We start from the raw sequence: 15,035 nt of genomic DNA, 5'->3' as shown, positions 1-15,035 counted from the left end.
GGGCGGATTCTCTCCGGATTCCCCCATTGCGCCCCTCTTTCAATGGTGTTACCTTTTCGGCACTGTGTAGTGGGAGCGCTCCCAAGAGTGACGGTTCGAAACCGTCCATGCCGCGGCACCTGTCCGGGCCCTCGGGAACTCACCGCCACACCGCGACCACGACCATCACCAACAGCCCCTTGACCCGGGCCGTCGGCCGGAGGACGCACGCCGAAGGCCACCCCCCGCTAACGCCCGTCCCCCAAGGAGGACGACGTGAAAACCCCCCGCTCAGGCAGGACCGCCCGACGGCCCTGGCTACTACCCGTGACCATGAGCGCCGCCTTGGTCGCGGCCACCTTCACGGCCGTGTCCGCACAGGCCGACCCGGTGATCTCCGACAGTTACGAGTACACACCCGTCGCGGACACGGTCCGCGCCGAGAACCCGGAGCTCACCCAGTACGAGTCGCAGTTCATGGACCTGTACGACAAGATCAAGGACCCGAGCAGCGGATACTTCCGCGAGTTCGACGGACTCCTGGTGCCCTACCACTCCGTGGAGAACCTCATCGTGGAGGCACCCGACACCGGGCACGCCACCACCTCGGAGGCCTACAGCTACTACCTCTGGCTGGAGGCGTCCTACGGACGGCTCTCCGGTGACTGGGACCCCTTCAACGAGGCCTGGGAATCGATGGAGGCCTTCATCATCCCCGGCACGGAGGACCAGCCGACCAACGAAGCCTACGACCCCTCCGACCCCGCCACCTACATCCCCGAGTCGCTCGAACCGGGCGACTACCCGATGCCCCTCACCGAAGGAGTCGAAGTCGGCGAGGATCCCCTGGCCGACGAGCTGAGCAGTACCTACGGCACCGACGAGATCTACGGCATGCACTGGCTGCTCGACGTGGACAACGTCTACGGCTACGGGTTCTGCGGCGACGGGAGCGACGACGCCCCCGGCTACATCAACACCTTCCAGCGCGGCTCCAACGAGTCCGTCTGGGAGACCGTGCCCCACCCCTCCTGTGAAACCTTCGAACACGGAGCGGAGAACGGCTACGTCGACCTGTTCGTCGACGACCCGGAGGCCTCCGAGCAGTGGCGCTACACCAACGCGCCCGACGCCGACGCGCGCGCCGTCCAGGTCGCCTACCTCGCGCACGAGTGGGCCGCCGAGCAGGGCAACGAGTCCGCCATCGCGGACAGCATCTCCAACGCGGCGATGATGGGCGACTACCTGCGCTACTCCATGTTCGACAAGTACTTCAAGGAGATCGGCGAGTGCGTCGACGCCGAGTCCTGCCCACCCGGAACGGGCAAGGACTCAGCGCACTACCTGCTCGCCTGGTACTACTCCTGGGGCGGAGCCCTGGAGAGCGCCGAGTACCCGTGGGCCTGGCGGATCGGCGGATCCTCCGCCCACCAGGGCTACCAGAACGTGATGACGGCCTACGCCCTCTCCGAGTCCGAGGCGCTCCAGCCGGAGTCACCCACCGGGGCCGACGACTGGGGCACCAGCCTCGACCGCCAGTTGGAGTTCATCCAGTGGCTGCAGTCCTCCGACGGCGGCATCGCCGGCGGCGCGACCAACAGCTGGGAGGGCAGCTACGAGGAGCCGCCCGCGGGAACCTCGACGTTCCACGGCCTGTACTACGACGAGCAGCCGGTCTGGCACGACCCGCCCTCGAACCAGTGGTTCGGTTTCCAGATCTGGGACATCGAGCGGGTGGCCGAGTACCACCGCATCACCGGTGACGAGCGCGCCGGGGACATCCTCGACAACTGGATTCCCTGGGCGATCGAGAACACCACGGTCGGCTCGGACGGGGAGTTCGCCATCCCCGCCGAGATGGAGTGGAGCGGACAGCCCGACGACTGGGACGGCACGCCCACCGGAAACCCCGACCTGAGCGTGGACGTCGTCTCGCACAACCAGGACGTCGGTATCGCCGCCGGTCTGGCCAAGACCCTCCTGCACTACGCCTCCGCCACTGGAGACGAGGCCTCCTTGGAGACCGCGGAGGGCCTGCTCGACGCCCTCATGGCCAACGAGGGCGACCTCGGGGTGTCCGTGCCGGAGGTCCGCGAGGACTACGACCGGTTCAACGACCCGTACGACGCGCCGGACGGCGGCCTGTACGTTCCGGACGACTTCTCCGGGACGATGCCCAACGGCGACGAGATCAACTCCGAGTCCACATTCGAGTCCATCCGCTCGTTCTACTTCGACGACCCCGACTACGCACAGGTCGAGGAGTACCTGGACGGCGGCGAAGCGCCCGAGTTCACCTACCACCGCTTCTGGGCCCAGGTCGACGTGGCCACCGCTCTCGCTACCCACGGCGAGCTGTTCGGCGGCGACAGCGACGACGGGGAGGGCGGCCAGGACTGACGCCCCGCCGCTCCACCGCCGATGACCGGTAACCGCTGACCACCGACCGGTGCGGGGCGGGCCAGCAGGCCCGTCCCGCACCCACCACCCTCCGGGTGCGCCCACCCGCCCGCCCTTCTCCCGACCCGCTACCGGTGCTCTCCTGCTGGCCGGGTCCCGCCGATCCCTCCCTTCCCCCAAGGAGCCCCGATGCCGGGTCGTCCACTCAGACACACAGCCGCCGCCTCCGCACTCACCCTTGGACTGGTCGCTGCCGGGTTCTCCGCGGTCCTCAACGGACAGTCCACGGCGGCGGCTCCCGCCTCCGCGCAGACTGCACAGCAGGAGCAGACCCTCCGTGAACTGGCCGAACAACAGGGCACGTTCATCGGGGCCGCCGTCGCCGACCACCACCTCGACGAGGACGCCTACGCCCAGACCGCGGCGGAGGAGTTCAACTCGGTCACCCACGAGAACTCGCTCAAGTGGGAGTCCGTCCAACCACAGCAGGGCGAGTATTCCTGGGCCGGGGCCGACCGGGTTGTGGACTTCGCCGAGGACCACGGCCAGGACGTGCACGGACACACCTTGGTCTGGCACAGCCAGCTGCCCTCCTGGGTCTCCGACAGCGGCTTCACCGAAGAAGAACTCCTCGCCGTCATGGACGACCACATCAACACCACGATGGGGCGCTTCGCCGGCCAGATCGACACCTGGGACGTGGTCAACGAGCCCATCGACGACGAGGCCCAGTACCGGGACTCGGTCTTCCACGAGACGCTGGGGGAGGACTTCATCGCCCAGTCCCTGTACATGGCCAGGGACGCCGATCCCTCAGCCGACCTGTACATCAACGACTACAGCATCGACGGGATCAACGCGAAGAGCGACGCCTACTACGACCTGGCCGTCGACCTGCTGGAGCAGGGCGTCCCGCTGGACGGAATCGGACTACAGGCGCACCTGATCGTGGGCCAGGTCCCCGACACCATGAGCGACAACATCCAGCGCTTCGTCGACCTGGGCCTGGACGTGCGGATCACCGAACTGGACGTGCGGATGGACACCCCCGCCACCGAGGCCGACCTGCTGCAACAGGCCGAGGACTACGGCGAGGTCGTGGACATGTGCTTGGACATCGACGGCTGCACCGGGGTGACCGTATGGGGTGTCACCGACGCCTACTCCTGGGTCCCCGACCACTTCGAGGGCGAGGGGGCGGCCCTGCCCATCGACGAGGACTACGCCCCCAAGGACGCCTACTGGGCGATCCACGAGGCCCTGGGCGGTTCCGGATCAGGGCCCACCGACCCGCCGACCGACGAGCCCACGGATCCCCCGACCGACGACCCCACCGACCCCACCGGTGACTGCGACGCCGACTACACGCTGGTCAGTCAGTGGGACGGCGGTTTCCAGGGCGAAGTGACCGTCACCGCCGGTACCGACCTGAGTGGCTGGACCGTCACCTGGGCCACCGAAGGAACGGAGAGCATCGACCAGGCCTGGAACGCCACCGTTTCCCAGAGCGGCGGCCAGGTCACGGCCGTCAACGACGAGCACAACGGCCAACTCTCCCCGGGGGAGTCCACCTCGTTCGGATTCCTCGGCAGCGGACCCCCCTCCAACAGCCCCGAGCCCGCCTGCACCACCTGACACTCCCTGGAACCCCCCAATGCCCGGCCGCACGCGCGTGCGGCCGGGTTCCCCCACAAGGAACGGGAGATTGCCCTATGCGCCCACTACACATACTCGGCCTCAGCCTGGCGCTGGGCGGCCTCGCGGTCGGTGCCGCGGTGGTCGCCCTGCCGGACTCCGCCGAGGCCCACGGCGCCTTCACCTATCCCGCCAGCCGCACCTTCGCGTGTTTCGACGACGCCACCGGCGGCACCGGCGGCGGTGCCCTCGACCCGACCAACCCGGCCTGCGCCGACGCCCTGGCCGAGGGCGGCGACTACGCGTTCTGGAACTGGTACGGCAACCTCATCCCCGACTCCGACGGGCAGCACGAGGAGTACGTGCCCGACGGAGAACTGTGCGGTCCCAGCGAGGACTTCGCGGCCTTCAACGAGCCGAGGACGGACTGGCCCACCACCGAACTGCCACCCGGGGAGACCGTCGAGTTCCGGCACAACGCGTGGGCCCCGCACCCCGGCACGTTCTTCACCTACGTCACGACCGACGGCTTCGACCCCGAGTCGCCGCTGAACTGGGACGACCTGGAGCTCATCGACGAGGTCGTGGATCCGCCCCTGCGCAGTGAGGGCGACGCCGGAGCCGAGTACTACTGGGACGTCGACCTGCCCGAGCGGGACGGACACCACATGGTCTACGTGGTGTGGGAGCGCTCGGACAGCCCGGAGGCCTTCTACAACTGCTCCGACGTGGTCTTCGGCGAGGACCCCGGCACCGGACCGGGGGACCCGGATCCGACCGAGGAGCCCACTGAGGAGCCGAGCGGTGAGCCGACCGCGAGCCCCGACCCCACCGAGCCCCCGGAGGAGTACTGCACGGCCGAGTACACCGTCACCGAAGAGACCGACGGCGAGTTCGAGGCGGAGGTCGAGGTGACGGCCGGCCCCGACGGGACCGACGGCTGGATGGTGGACTGGGTGTTCGCCAACCGCCAGGAGATCCTGGAGATGAGCGGTGCCACCTGGGTCAACCACGGTGCGCACTTCGAGGCGACCAACATCGAGGACAACGGGGTGCTGGAGGCCGGTGAGACCGCGTCCTTCACCTTCAGTGCGAGCTTCGAGGACGTGAACATCGAACCCAGGGTGGAGTGCCAGGAGGCCTGACCCCGTACTGGACCCTGAACTTCGCACCGAACCCCGCAAGCGGGTCCGGCCCCGGGTAGCCGTGCCCCGGGGTCGGGCCACCACCACCGGCTGCTCCGGCCCGGGACGTCCGGCCGGTCCGGAGCAGCTGGGCTAACACTGTTAGGTACGGTGGGGCGATGGACTCCGCGCGCATCTACGAGAACTGCCAGGGCCGACTGCTGGACCTTGCCGCCACCCTGGACCAGGAACAGCTCGACACCGTCGTCCCCGCTTGCCCGGACTGGACCGTCCACCAGGTCTTCGCCCACCTGGCCGGGCTCAGCGCCGAGGTCGCCGAGGACAAGGTCACGCCTCCGGCCACCGACGAGGTCACCGCACGCCAGGTCGCCGACCGCGAGCACCTGGGCATCGACGAGATCGGCGCCCAGTGGCGTGACAGCGCCCCCGCCCTGGTGGAGATCATGCGCACCCAGAAGAGGGCGCGTTACTCCCTGCCGGCGCTGGACGTGTGGCACCACGAGAACGACATCCGGGGCGCTCTGGGGCTGGACGCCCAGACCGCGGACGCCGACCAGCTCGCGGCCTTCCCCCTAGGCGGCCTGGCCAAGGGGTGGCCCGACGAGGCCCCGTCCCTGAGGGTCGAGGCCACGGACACCGGACAGGAGTGGAACCTCGGCCAGGGCGGTACGCTCACGCTCAGCGGCACCGCCTTCGAGCTGGCCCGTGCGGTGACCGGCCGACGCAGCGTCGCCCAGATCCTGGCCATGGACTGGTCCGGTGGCGACCCCGCACCGGTGGCCCCGTTCCTGCCCACGCTGCCCGCACCCAAGGTGGACCTGAGCGTGTGACCGCGGCCCGTGGGCGGGGTCACGGGCACCCGGACACGGCACCGGCCCCCGCCCTTGGCGCTCGGTTCAGGGGCAGAGGACTCAAGGGTTGTAAGGGATGCGGTCGATCGCCCGCACCTCGCCCAGAGTGGACCACTCGTTGCGCCCCAGCCGGGCCATCGGGCGCAGCAGGGTGACCTCCGGGTGGCCGTCCACCAGCACGCCCTCGTCCACGGCCGCGTTCAGCACCCGTCCGAACACGACGGTGGAGTCCCCCAGGCGCAGGGTCGAGTGCAGCGCGCACTCCAGCGCCACCGGCGAGTCGGCCACCCGTGGCGGGCGCACCGACGTGCTCGCCTCCCGCTTGATCCCCAGCGCGTCGAACTCGCTCACGTCCGGTGGGTAGGCGGTCCCGCTCGCGTTGATCTGGTCCTGCAACGGCTCCGGCGCCAGGTTGACCACGAACTCGCCGGACTCCTCCACGTTGCGCAGGGAGTCCTTTCGCCCCACCGAGGTGAACTGCACGATGGGCGGCTCGGTGCAGGAGACCGTGAAGAAGGAGTGCGGGGCCAGGTTGTCCACACCGGCCCCCGAAGTGGAGGAGACCCACGCGATCGGGCGCGGGACCACCACGGACGTCATCAGCTTGTAGAAGCCCCGGCCGGGCAGGTCGTCGGGGGTCAGTTCAGTACGCATCGGTACCGATTATCCCGTGTGTGAGGGGCGGCCCCGGGCATACTCGCCGGATGGAACTGGTCACTGCAGACGATGTCCGGGCCGCCGCCACCCGGATCCAAGGCCACGTGGTGCGCACCCCCCTGACCGCGGGACCCGAGACCGGGCGTCCCTTCCTCCTCAAACCCGAGAGTCTGCAGCCCACCGGCGCCTTCAAACTGCGCGGGGCCACGAACGCGGTGGCCCTGCTCAACGGGGCCCAACGGGGCAAGGGCGTCATCACCCACTCCTCCGGAAACCACGGTCTGGCCTTGGCCGTGGCTTCGGCGCGGCAGGGGGTGGCCTGCACGGTGGTGGTGCCCGAGGGGGCGCCCGAGATTAAGGTGGAGCGGATCCGGGCGGCGGGTGCCCGGGTGGTGCCGGTTCCGCCGGCCGAACGGCTCACCGCCGCCCAGGAACTGGTCGAGCGCGAACTGCTGGCACTGGTCCCGCCCTTCGACGATGCCCGGGTGATCGCCGGGCAGGGCACCGCGGGCCTGGAGATTCTGGAACAGTCGCCCGAGGTCACCACCATCGTGGTTCCGGTCGGCGGGGGAGGGCTGGCGTCGGGCGTGGCCACCGCCGCCCGGACGGCGCACCCGCGCCCCGTCCGGGTCGTGGGTGTGGAGCCGGAACTGGCCGCGGACGCCCAGGAGAGCCTTCGGGAGGGCCGACTCGTCACCTGGGAGCCGGAACGCACCTACCGGACCATGGCCGACGGGGTGCGCACCTGCCTGTCGGAGTTCACCTTCGCCCACCTGGCGGACCGGCTGGACGAGGTGGTCACCGTCTCCGAGGACGACATCGCCCGTGCGGTGGGCCTGCTGGCGCACGGCTCCCGGCTGGTGGCCGAACCCAGCGGAGCGCTGGCCGCCGCGGCGCTGCTTTCGGGGCGGGTCGACACGGTCCCGGACCGGCCCGAGGCGACGGTCGCCGTGGTCTCCGGGGGCAATGTCGACCCCTACCTCCTCGCCCGCCTGGTCGCCACCGGCTGAGTCCCTCGCCCGGTCCCGGATCCGGCCCCGCGGTGCACCGGCGCGAGCGCGCGCACTGGTGGGTCAGTACAGGGTGGGTCGGTCCAGGGCGAGTGCGCGGTACTCGGCCGGCGTGCGGCCGGTCCCCTGCTTGAAGACCTGACCGAAGTGCGAAGGGCTGCGGAAACCCCACCGCCCCGCTATAGCCGATGCTGCCAGGTGCGCCAGCCCCGGCTCAGCGAGGTCCGTCCGGCACATCTGGATCCGGCGGGTGCGGATCCACCGGGACACGCTGTGCTCCGTTGATTCGAACAGGCTGTGCAGGTACCGCAGCGAGATGTGGTGCGCGGACGCGATCCTGGCCGGGCCGAGTCCGGGGTCGCCCAGCCACGCGTCGATGTACTCGAGGATCTCCCGCAGCAGGACCTCCTGGGGCCGATCGGAGCACAGCCCTCCGGGACCGCCGAGTTCGGCGGACAGCATGGCCCGGACGAGGTCCATGCTGCCGCGGACGGCCAGCGGCGCCCGTCGGCCCATCGATTCCAGGTTCCGGTTCAGGGTGAGCACCGTGTCCCAGGCGGCGGCGGTCAGCCCCGGTCCGTACTCGAACGCGGTCGCGGTCAGGTCGGCCAGCGGTTCGGCTTGGGGCGATCCCAACCGCTCCTTGGGGAACCGTATACAGGTCGACCGGTAGTCGTCGCTTGCGGTGATCTCCGCGGGCCTGGACGAGTCGTAGACGGCGAACATCCCGGGCCCGAGCACCGCTGTCCTGCCGTCCTGGGTCAGCCACAGCTGCCCGGAGAGCTGCAGCGTCAGCACGTAGAGACCGCTGTCGGCCTCCGTGATGGAGTCCCGGTCCCGGTACGCGGCGTGCTTCCCGCAGGCCATGTCCACGAAGTTGACGTCGCTGAGCGCCCGGTGGCGGATCACGCCGCTGAAGTCACCGGGCCGGGCGCAGTCGAACCGGAACCGCATCACGCTCTCCCGAACCGCCACCGCCCAGGAGCCGAAGTGCACCCTGTTCGTGCCCGGCCTCTCCAGAAGGTCGTCGGCGTGCGCCAACAGCGTTGTCATCGCCTTCTCCACGGCTCACGGGTGCGCGCTGGGGAACGAGACCGAGTGTGGCCCACGGCACCGCCGAGGGGAAGGCCGGCGATCCACACTGCACGCGGGCGACAGGGCTGTGCGCTGTCGCCGTATGCCTACCCACCAGGCGTTTTCTAGTGTCCAGGGCACGGTCCGGTTACCGGGACGCCGGGGGCCAGACCTTGCTTACCCCGTCGGTACCCCGGCCTCACCGCGAGGACAGGGTGCTCCGGCCAGCCCATGCACGAGTCACCACACGAGCCCGGCCCCCGCTCCCCACCGCACGAGTAGTCCGAGTGGTACGAGCAGCGGGGCGGTCAGCTCCTCCGCGCGCTCGATCCGACGCCTGAGGAGGACCGGTATGCCGGCACCGCACAAGGCCGGGGGAGAGGTGGTCACGGTCCGCCGGGGACGGTTATGGATCCCCGGCGAACGGGTTCGCACCGAGGCCGGAACGGCGCAACGGGCCCCGATGTTCGTGCACTGGGAGGCTCCGGCCACCGGTGCACGCCCGCTCCCGCTCGTGCTCGTCCACGGGGGCGGCGGCCAGGGCACCGACTGGATGGGTACCCCCGACGGGAGGCCCGGGTGGCTCTCCCACCTGGTCGCGGCCGGTTTCGCGGTGTACGTGGTCGACCGTTGCGGGCACGGCCGCTCCCCCTACCACCCCGACGTGGTCGGACCCATGGGCGCGCAGTTCCCCTACGAAGCCGCGGCCGCGCTCTTCCTGCCCGAGGACGCACGCGACACCCAGACCCAATGGCGGCTCGGCCGTGACATCGGCTCCCCCGACCTGGACCGTCTGGTCAGCCCGATGGGTCCCCTCCCGGCCGACCTCGCCGAATCCCAACGGATGGACACCGACCGGCTGGCCCGGCTCCTCGACCTGACCGGCCCCGCGGTGCTGGTCACACATTCGGCGGGCGGACCGGTGGGGTGGCTGACCGCGGCCGCACGGCCGGGCGCCGTCGCGGGGATCGTGGCGATCGAACCCGTCGGCCCACCGTTCGCCGAGTTCCCCGGTCTGGGCACCCTTGCCTGGGGCCTGACCAGCGCGAAGATCCCCACCGAACCGCCGGCCGAACACCCCTCCGAGATTCTGGACCGACCCGTACCCGGCCTGGCGGGGACCCCGGTCGGCGTGGTCACCGGGGGCGCCTCCGCCTTCGCCGCGTTCGCCCCGGACGTCATCGACTTCCTACGCCGCTCCGGAGCCGAGGCCGAACCCCTCCACCTGCCCGACCACGGCATCGACGGCAACGGCCACGGCCTGGCCTTCGAAGCCAACTCCGACGAGACCGTCGTCCCCGTCATCGACTGGATCCGCACCTTGGAAAGGGAGCAATGAGCATGAGCCAACTGCACGTCAGCGACGAGTTCGACGCCCTCATGGACCGCCTGGCCGAGATCGACCCGGTCCTGAGGGAGGAGGCGGACAAGGGTGAGGAGCTCCGCCGCCTCACCGACCCGGCGGTGCGGGCCTTACGCGACAGCGGGGCCTTTCTGGCCAGCCTTCCGCACGAACTGGGCGGCTACGAGTTCTCCCCGCGCCAGGTCATCGACACCATCGCCCGGATCACCTACGCCGACGCCTCGGCCGGGTGGGCCTACATGGCCGTGCAGATGGTCACCGGGACGACCGCCGCCTACCTCGGGCCCGAGGCCGCACGGGACCTTTACCCGGACCCGGCCGCCGACGCGTACGCCCTGGTCGCCGGGCAGGGCACCAAGCTGGGCAAGGCGGTCAAGGTCGACGGCGGATACCGGATCAGCGGGCACTGGCACTTCGCCTCGGGCATCACCATGGCCTCCCACGTGCACACCGCCGCCTGGTGCGAGGAGACCGGCCAGGCACTGGTCTTCACGCTGCCCGTCGAACAGGCCGAACCGGTCGACAACTGGGACGTGATGGGCCTGTGCGCGACCGCCAGCATCGACTACCTGTGCGACGACGTGTTCGTGCCGGACACGCACGTCTACGAGGCGTCCACCATGGACGTCCGCATCGGCGGCGCGGTCTACCGCATGGGGTTGGCGAACATGGCCGGCGTCTGCCACACCGGATGGGCGTTCGGGGTGGGTCGGCGCATGCTGGACGAGATGCGCCTGCTCGTCGCGCAGAAGACGGGCACGCCCGGCGCCTCCGTGGACACCCAGCAGTTCCACGCCGAGTACGCGATGGCCGAGGCCAAGCTGCGGGCGGCGCAGGCCTTCTCCGACCGGGTGTGGGCGGCCAACGAGGAGACCCTGGGCCGCGGCGAGCACCTGTCCACCGAGCAGGAGACCCACACCAGGCTCATGCTCAACAACGCCACCTGGTCGGTCCACGAGGTGGGCGAGACCGTGTACAAGTGGGCGGGAACGGCCGCGCTGCGCCGGGGCGACCTCCAGCGGTACTTCCGCGACCTGCACGCGGGCACCCAGCACATCACCTCCAGTCCGGTGGTGCTGCAGAAGTGCGGCAAGTGGCTGAGCGGCCTGGCGCCCGAGGGCCGCTGGGTCTTTTTGGACCTGGTGGAGGAACAGCGGTGACGGAATCCGGCGGAGAGCTGACCGAACGGTTCCGGAGCGCGTTCCGCAACCACGCGGCCCGGGTCGCGATCATCACCGCCGAGGACGGGGACGGGCCGGTGGGGCTGACCGCCACCTCGGTCATCTCGGTCAGCGCGGATCCGGCGCTGCTCGCGTTCTCGCTGTCGGGGCGGTCGTCGACCGCGCCCCGGATCGCCCGGGCGGACACGGTGGTCGTCCATCTGCTCTCCGCCGGGCAGGTGGAGCTGGCCAAGCGGTTCTCCGTCAGCGGCGTCGACCGGTTCGCCGCCCCGGCCAGCTGGCGCCGACTGGCCACGGGGGAGCCGCTCCTGCTCAGTGTGGACAGTTGGTTGCGGGGCAGGATCGTGCGCCGGTGCACGGTGGCCAACGCCACCCTCAGCGTGGTCGACGTCCTGGAGGCGGAACCGGGCAGTCTCTCCGAGCCGCCGCTGGTCTACCGCGACCGGTCCTGGTACGCGCTGGACGAGACGGCGGTTGTGGCGTAATCGCTGTTCAGGCGGCTCGCCAGCGGAAACGCGTGTCCTCGTCCGTCGTCGTGCACTGCATCAGCGTCCCGTTGCTCGTGTGGCCGTACTGCCAGTGCTCCGAACAGAACGCCCCAGGGTGCACACCCTCGACCGGTCCGGGCTCGGGTTCCGGTTCGGGGTCGGGCGCCGGTTCAGGTTCCGGGGCCGGGGCGGGCTCCGGCTCGGGTTCCGGCTCGGGCTCGGGTTCCGGGCTCGGGTCACCGATCTCCGCCGGGCAGTCCTGGCCGTCGGAGACCACGAACAGCTCTACCTCGAGCCCGTCGTCGAACGGCGCGGTCGCCTGCTCGGGCTCCTGCCCGCACACCGGGTGGTCGGCGGTTTCTGTAGGGGCGTCAGCGTCCCCGAAGGCGCTCTCCACCACAACCGTCAGCCCCGCGGCCTCACCCCAGGAGCGGGCCTCGTCCACGGTGTCCCCGGTGAACTCCGGGAGCTCGGGCCAGTCCTCGGCCGTTTCCCCCTCTGCGCAGTCCAGTCTTTCGGGGGGCCACCAGCAGGTCGGCTTCCTCCTCACCGACCTCTTGGCCGCACACGACCATCGCCGAGCGGATCCACTCCGCGTCCTCACCGGTCGCGGCCAGTTCCAGTTCGCCAAGGCCCAGTTCGGCCTCGTCGAGGATCTCCTCGGCCTCGGGAAGGTGGAGCCCCACCAGTTCGAGGGGCGGCTCCTCGGTAGGCGAGGGTGACTCGGCGACCGAAACCGTCGGGGGGTTCCTCCTCAGAGGAGGGCAGGAGCGAGGCGAGAACGACGAGGGAGACCAACCCCGATAAACCAAGGCCTGCGCAACCGCAGCAGCCCAGGCCGACCTTGGCCGACGGGGGCAGGGGCCGTGATGGTCGCGCCACGGATGTGTGCGCGGAATGTGGACCGGACATGGCGGCTCCGTCTCCGAGGCAGAGAGCGGCGGAGCAGGCGCCGATCGAACGATCCGCGGGGGTGCCGCGGTGGCGTCGACATTAGCGGCATATGACCTGAATTGTGGGCCGAATCCGCAAAGTAGGGCGTAGGTAGTCCGGTCGGGCGGGCGCCCGTGCCATATCCGCCAGTTCGCCGGTGGGGAGCCTACGGGAGAGCAGGCCGAGGTCTGGGAGGCAGTGAAGGCGGCCCTCGCGCGGTTCGAAGCCGCCGACCACTACCACCACGTTCTGACCGGTCGTCGACGGTAGTCGAAGGGCAGGTCGGCAGGCCTCCAGCTGCGCGGTCGGCTCAGACGGTTCGTGGGGCCGATGCAGCGCACTCTTGTGCGGTCAGCTGCCGGAGGTGCCGTTGGCGGTGGCGTTGCCGGTCGGGGCGCTGGCCACCAGTTCCTTGGTTTCGGGGATCTCGTCGGAGGCGCCGTTCGCTGCGGGTCCGGAAGTCTCGGCCAGCTCCGCCGTGGGGGTGTCGTCCTCGGCCGCGCTGTCCGTCGTCCCGGCCCGGTCGTCGGCGCGGTCCTCGCGGCGGCGCATGGCCATGTCGGACAGGATCGCCAGGCCAAAGGCGATGACCATCGCGGCAACAACCAGCAGCGTGGTCAGGGCGGCGCCGAACGAGGTGGGGTCGATCATGGTGGCTCCGTGGGTGAGGGGTGTCGACACGCACAACCGTAATAGGCGTTAACTTTCAAACCTAGTGTTAGCTCAAGTGAACTGCGTCATACCCATGATGCGGTGCCCGCACACGACGACCCGCACACAACGAAGGGCCCCGAACACGCCGCGCACCCAGGGGCAGCATGATCGGGGCCCTCGGTGGGCCAGGAGCGAGACCTAGAGGATCGAGCCGGGAGTGTAGGCCGCGGCCTCCGGACGGGCGGCCACGATCTCGTCGACCCGGGCCACCACGGCCGCCACCTGGTCGGCAGCCGCACCGGTGAAGGTGATCCGGTCGGCCAACAGGGTGTCCAGTTCTGCGCGGTCCAGCGGAAAGCGCTCGTCGGCGGCGAGCCGGTCCAAGAGCTGGTTCCCCACACCCTCCTGGCGCATCGCCAGTGCGGAGGCCACCGCGTGCTCCTTGATGAGCTCGTGCGCGGTCTCCCGGCCCACACCGGCGCGCACCGCCGCCATCAGCATCTTGGTGGTGGCCAGGAACGGCAGGTAGCGGTCCAGCTCGGCGGAGACCACCGCGGGGAAGGCACCGAACTCGTCCAGCACCGTCAGCATGGTCTCGACCAGGCCGTCGAAGGCGAAGAACGCGTCCGGCAGCGCGACCCTGCGCACCACCGAGCACGACACGTCGCCCTCGTTCCACTGGTCACCCGCCAGCTCACCGGCCATCGACGCGTAACCACGCAGGATCACGGTGAGACCGTTGACCCGCTCGCAGGAGCGCGTGTTCATCTTGTGCGGCATCGCCGACGAACCGACTTGACCCTCGGCGAAACCCTCGGTCACCAGTTCCTGCCCGGCCATCAGGCGGATGGTCTTGGCCAGGGAGGACGGGCCGGCAGCCAGCTGGACCAGCGCCGTCAGAACCTCGAAGTCCAGGGAACGCGGGTAGACCTGGCCCACGCTGGTGAAGCGGTGCTCGAAGCCGAGGTACTCGGCGACTTCGCCCTCCAGGGTGGCCAGCGCCTCGCGGTCGCCGCCGAGCAGATCCAGCATGTCCTGGGCGGTACCGACCGGACCCTTGATACCGCGCAGCGGGTACCGGTCGATCAGTTCCTCCAAGCGGCCGTGGGCCACCAGCACCTCGTCGGCGATCGACGCGAAGCGCTTGCCGAGGGTGGTCGCCTGCGCGGCCACGTTGTGGGACCGGCCCGCCATGACGGTCTCGCGGTACTCCGCCGACAGCTTCCCCAGCCGGGCGAGCAGCGCCACCACGCGGTCCCGCATCAGGACCAGGCTGTCGCGGGTCTGGAGCTGCTCGACGTTCTCGGTGAGGTCACGCGAGGTCATGCCCTTGTGGACGTGCTCATGCCCGGCGAGGGCGTTGAACTCCTCGATCCGCGCCTTCACGTCGTGCCGTGTGACGCGCTCGCGCTCGGCGATGGAGGCCAGGTCGACCTGTTCGAGGACTTTCTCGTAGTCCTCCACCACGCCGGCCGGGACGTCCACACCCAGGCGCGCCTGGGCGCGTAGGACAGCCAGCCACAGCCGCCGCTCGGCGACCACCTTGTACTCGGGGGACCACAGCCGGGTCAGCTCCGCGGAAGCGTAGCGGGCGGCAAGGACATCGGGGATCACAGGTTTCGCGCTCACGTCGTGTCACTCTATCGCCCTGAACTGCGGCGAACG

The 15,035-nt window shown here is 70.1% G+C and carries 14 protein-coding genes; 8 read left to right on the top strand and 6 right to left on the bottom strand.

Going from position 1 to position 15,035, the window contains the following annotated elements; genetic code table 11:
- Positions 1-312 precede the first annotated feature (312 nt).
- From ACYVDG_RS03515 to ACYVDG_RS03500, 4 genes are all read left to right on the top strand, one after another.
- The gene (locus tag ACYVDG_RS03515) at positions 313-2,379 is read left to right on the top strand and encodes a glycoside hydrolase family 48 protein (RefSeq protein ID WP_460746792.1); all 2,067 of its coding nucleotides are present in this window, start codon (positions 313-315) and stop codon (positions 2,377-2,379) included.
- 189 nt (positions 2,380-2,568) lie between these two features.
- Positions 2,569-4,014, top strand: coding sequence for an endo-1,4-beta-xylanase (locus tag ACYVDG_RS03510; RefSeq protein ID WP_460746791.1), 1,446 nt, complete (start codon positions 2,569-2,571; stop codon positions 4,012-4,014).
- Between the two features lie 77 nt (positions 4,015-4,091).
- Positions 4,092-5,159: a lytic polysaccharide monooxygenase gene (locus ACYVDG_RS03505; RefSeq protein WP_460746790.1), complete on the top strand. Its 1,068-nt coding sequence runs from the start codon at positions 4,092-4,094 to the stop codon at positions 5,157-5,159.
- A 158-nt stretch (positions 5,160-5,317) separates the two neighbouring features.
- On the top strand, positions 5,318-5,989 hold the full coding sequence (locus tag ACYVDG_RS03500) for a maleylpyruvate isomerase family mycothiol-dependent enzyme (protein ID WP_460746788.1): 672 nt from the start codon (positions 5,318-5,320) through the stop codon (positions 5,987-5,989).
- 81 nt (positions 5,990-6,070) lie between these two features.
- On the opposite strand, the gene ACYVDG_RS03495 is transcribed toward ACYVDG_RS03500, so the two are convergent.
- Positions 6,071-6,664 carry a flavin reductase family protein gene (locus ACYVDG_RS03495; protein ID WP_460746787.1) on the bottom strand — a complete coding sequence of 198 codons (594 nt, stop codon included), beginning with the start codon at positions 6,662-6,664 and terminating at the stop codon, positions 6,071-6,073.
- Between the two features lie 50 nt (positions 6,665-6,714).
- On the opposite strand from ACYVDG_RS03495, the gene ACYVDG_RS03490 reads away from it, so the two are divergent.
- Positions 6,715-7,677 (top strand): threonine ammonia-lyase, encoded by a 963-nt coding sequence (locus tag ACYVDG_RS03490; protein WP_460746786.1) that lies wholly within the window; start codon positions 6,715-6,717, stop codon positions 7,675-7,677.
- Between the two features lie 63 nt (positions 7,678-7,740).
- Here ACYVDG_RS03490 and ACYVDG_RS03485 read toward each other — a convergent pair whose 3' ends face one another.
- The gene (locus ACYVDG_RS03485; protein ID WP_460746785.1) at positions 7,741-8,730 is read right to left on the bottom strand and encodes an AraC-like ligand-binding domain-containing protein; all 990 of its coding nucleotides are present in this window, start codon (positions 8,728-8,730) and stop codon (positions 7,741-7,743) included.
- A gap of 484 nt (positions 8,731-9,214) precedes the next feature.
- Here ACYVDG_RS03485 and ACYVDG_RS03480 point away from each other — a divergent pair, with 484 nt between their 5' ends.
- The 3 genes from ACYVDG_RS03480 to ACYVDG_RS03470 are packed head-to-tail and all read left to right on the top strand — an operon-like array spanning position 9,215 to position 11,780.
- Positions 9,215-10,090 (top strand): alpha/beta fold hydrolase, encoded by an 876-nt coding sequence (locus ACYVDG_RS03480; protein ID WP_460746784.1) that lies wholly within the window; start codon positions 9,215-9,217, stop codon positions 10,088-10,090.
- Between the two features lie 2 nt (positions 10,091-10,092).
- Positions 10,093-11,274, top strand: a complete 1,182-nt coding sequence (locus tag ACYVDG_RS03475) for an acyl-CoA dehydrogenase family protein (protein WP_460746783.1) — start codon at positions 10,093-10,095, stop codon at positions 11,272-11,274.
- On the top strand, positions 11,271-11,780 hold the full coding sequence (locus tag ACYVDG_RS03470; protein ID WP_460746782.1) for a flavin reductase family protein: 510 nt from the start codon (positions 11,271-11,273) through the stop codon (positions 11,778-11,780). The genes ACYVDG_RS03475 and ACYVDG_RS03470 overlap by 4 nt, the downstream gene beginning before the upstream one ends.
- Before the next feature lie 7 nt (positions 11,781-11,787).
- Here ACYVDG_RS03470 and ACYVDG_RS03465 read toward each other — a convergent pair whose 3' ends face one another.
- The 4 genes from ACYVDG_RS03465 to purB form a co-directional block, all read right to left on the bottom strand.
- Complete coding sequence (locus ACYVDG_RS03465) at positions 11,788-12,228, bottom strand: hypothetical protein (RefSeq protein ID WP_460746781.1); 441 nt, start codon at positions 12,226-12,228, stop codon at positions 11,788-11,790.
- Positions 12,203-12,469, bottom strand: a complete 267-nt coding sequence (locus ACYVDG_RS03460) for a hypothetical protein (protein WP_460746780.1) — start codon at positions 12,467-12,469, stop codon at positions 12,203-12,205. The genes ACYVDG_RS03465 and ACYVDG_RS03460 overlap by 26 nt, the downstream gene beginning before the upstream one ends.
- Positions 12,470-13,067: 598 nt before the next feature.
- Positions 13,068-13,367 carry a hypothetical protein gene (locus ACYVDG_RS03455; RefSeq protein ID WP_460746779.1) on the bottom strand — a complete coding sequence of 100 codons (300 nt, stop codon included), beginning with the start codon at positions 13,365-13,367 and terminating at the stop codon, positions 13,068-13,070.
- A 201-nt stretch (positions 13,368-13,568) separates the two neighbouring features.
- Positions 13,569-14,999 carry an adenylosuccinate lyase gene (gene purB / locus ACYVDG_RS03450; protein ID WP_460746778.1) on the bottom strand — a complete coding sequence of 477 codons (1,431 nt, stop codon included), beginning with the start codon at positions 14,997-14,999 and terminating at the stop codon, positions 13,569-13,571.
- Positions 15,000-15,035: the final 36 nt, after the last annotated feature.

Source organism: Nocardiopsis oceani (assembly GCF_054777395.1).
This window is presented reverse-complemented; position numbering and strand designations above follow the sequence as displayed.

Bases quoted from the DNA above. Each gene is read 5' to 3' on its own strand.
- ACYVDG_RS03500 (WP_460746788.1), top strand. From the start codon at position 5,318: ATGGACTCCGCGCGCATCTACGAGAACTGCCAGGGCCGACTGCTGGAC.
- ACYVDG_RS03480 (WP_460746784.1), top strand. From the start codon at position 9,215: ATGTTCGTGCACTGGGAGGCTCCGGCCACCGGTGCACGCCCGCTCCCG.
- ACYVDG_RS03495 (WP_460746787.1), bottom strand. From the start codon at position 6,664: ATGCGTACTGAACTGACCCCCGACGACCTGCCCGGCCGGGGCTTCTAC.
- ACYVDG_RS03515 (WP_460746792.1), top strand. From the start codon at position 313: ATGAGCGCCGCCTTGGTCGCGGCCACCTTCACGGCCGTGTCCGCACAG.
- ACYVDG_RS03510 (WP_460746791.1), top strand. From the start codon at position 2,569: ATGCCGGGTCGTCCACTCAGACACACAGCCGCCGCCTCCGCACTCACC.
- ACYVDG_RS03475 (WP_460746783.1), top strand. From the start codon at position 10,093: ATGAGCCAACTGCACGTCAGCGACGAGTTCGACGCCCTCATGGACCGC.
- ACYVDG_RS03490 (WP_460746786.1), top strand. From the start codon at position 6,715: ATGGAACTGGTCACTGCAGACGATGTCCGGGCCGCCGCCACCCGGATC.
- ACYVDG_RS03485 (WP_460746785.1), bottom strand. From the start codon at position 8,730: ATGACAACGCTGTTGGCGCACGCCGACGACCTTCTGGAGAGGCCGGGC.
- ACYVDG_RS03505 (WP_460746790.1), top strand. From the start codon at position 4,092: ATGCGCCCACTACACATACTCGGCCTCAGCCTGGCGCTGGGCGGCCTC.
- ACYVDG_RS03455 (WP_460746779.1), bottom strand. From the start codon at position 13,367: ATGATCGACCCCACCTCGTTCGGCGCCGCCCTGACCACGCTGCTGGTT.